Genomic DNA, 215 nt, shown 5'->3' on the forward strand with positions numbered 1-215 from the left:
CGCAGCTTGGGCTGAGACAGTTTCATCCACTTGGGCACCCGGCGCGCCAACGCCTCATCAAGCTCACCGATCCGCTCATCCTCGACGTTTTCGGTGCGGTTGACGATCGTGTTGACCATCCGAAAGTCGATCACCCCGCTGATGAACACCCTGGCGATGCGCGGCAGCCGATCACGCAACGTGCGCGCCAACCCGACCTGATACACCGCCCGGGC

Annotated in this window: 1 protein-coding gene; it reads right to left on the bottom strand. The window is 63.3% G+C overall.

What is annotated here, in order from left to right:
• Positions 1–215 (bottom strand): DUF222 domain-containing protein (locus ABQE93_RS27090; RefSeq protein ID WP_448411985.1); only part of this gene is annotated, 215 nt, incomplete at both ends.

It is taken from the genome of Mycolicibacterium sp. XJ662, assembly GCF_053484035.1.